We start from the raw sequence: 1,487 nt of genomic DNA on the forward strand, positions 1-1,487 counted from the left end.
TGACCGAAGGGGAGTTGCTTTCTTCGGGTGATAGCGAGGGTTCCGGCGGCGATGGCAGTCATCGCGGTGCCCTGGTGGTCGCTGATCAGGTAGGAGATGTCCCGGTGGTATCGGCAGGGTCCGGGGGCGGGCCGTGCGCATGGGTGGCGGTACCAGGGCGACGCCCAGGACGCCGAAGGCCGGCGGGGTTCATGTGGTCCGAGTGGACGTCGGCGTCGGGTGTGCGCTGTGGAGTCGGGCTCTGGGGACGGCATCCTGTTGCACGTGCCTATCGCTTGACTTGTTGGGGCCTTGACGGCTGCCAAGGCCCCAACATCCCCGACCTGTGTCCGGCTGCGCAGCCCGGTCAGGTCAACGATTGCAAGGAAGTTGGCTGTTCACCCACTGTCTGCTGACGATCTTTCCGCGGGACGTGACGTATTCGCCGGGCTTCAGGCGCGAGGTCGGTCGGACCGACTGGTCCACCCAGTCCTCTCTGGAAGAGGTGGGATCGCCGTCGACAGTCTCTTCTTCTGCGGCGACGTAGAAGCCCTGGGGAAGCGTCGTCCGGAGGGGTAGATTCTCCGTTCCGAAGCTGCTGGATGTTCCGACCGAGAAGACGCCCCTCTCTACTTCCTGCGAGACGGGCTTCCGGGCGCTCCAGAGCGTTTTGAAATCGAGTTCGCCGCCATGCTTCTGGTCCACGGTGATTCGCGCTCCAGTCACCTTGTCTTCTGGGCACAGGGGGTAGGCGATCACGACGTTCCCCGAGTCGTCCCAGCGGTATCCGAATCTCACCGAGCTCGGGCTGGGGCCCTTGCATGAACTCATCGTCGCGACGACAAGCAGCGCGGCTATGGCCGATATGCCCGGCCGGTTCAGCACTTGTATCCACCCTTCTTCAGGTCTGCTTCGATTTCGTACGAGTTGTGACAGGGGTTGAGTCCCTGCCCGAGGATGCCGAAGTACTGGGGGATGTAGAAGAAGCCGTTTTCGTTCCACTGCTTCGTGTGAACACGCTCGTGCTGCAGTCTTTTGGGCGAAACGTATTCCTTTTCCTTCCTGGTTACGTATGTGCCGCCTACGTTGGTGCCGCCTCGCCCGTACATGGGCTGAGCTGTCCGGCAAACCGTCAGGCCCTTGTTCTCTTCGCATTTTGCCCCTGCCACAAGTGCTAGGGCTTCGTAGGTTTCGCCGGCGATTCGGCTTTCGAACCTGGCGACAGCCTGCGACATGCCATTGATTTTTTCTGTCCCGGCTCCGAAATCACCCTTGAGAATGCTGACCAGGACGCCATCTCGCCGTCGCCGCTCTGCTTGTGCTCTGGCTCTGGCTGCTGCCTCTGCCTTTGCCCTGGCCGCAGCCGCCGCCTTGGCGTTGTAATGGAAGACTTTGTAGGTGCTGGGGTTGGCTCGGTATGCCTGGTAGCGGGGGTCGAACCAGGACTTGGGGGTGAAGTGCCAGACCCACTTGCCGCTCTTGTAGGTGTAGCCGGAGTTGCCGCCTCG

2 protein-coding genes are annotated in these 1,487 nt (G+C 62.0%); both read right to left on the minus strand.

Annotation, left to right across the window (positions count from 1 at the left end):
* Positions 1-351: 351 nt before the first annotated feature.
* Entirely contained in the window at positions 352-684 is a 333-nt protein-coding gene (locus B082_RS39375; RefSeq protein ID WP_158688926.1) for a hypothetical protein, read from the minus strand.
* A gap of 173 nt (positions 685-857) precedes the next feature.
* On the minus strand, positions 858-1,487 hold a 630-nt coding region (locus B082_RS39380; RefSeq protein WP_158688927.1), incomplete at its 5' end, for a hypothetical protein.

The sequence above is a fragment of the Streptomyces sp. ATexAB-D23 genome, assembly GCF_000373645.1.
Lineage (GTDB): Bacteria > Actinomycetota > Actinomycetes > Streptomycetales > Streptomycetaceae > Streptomyces > Streptomyces castrisilvae.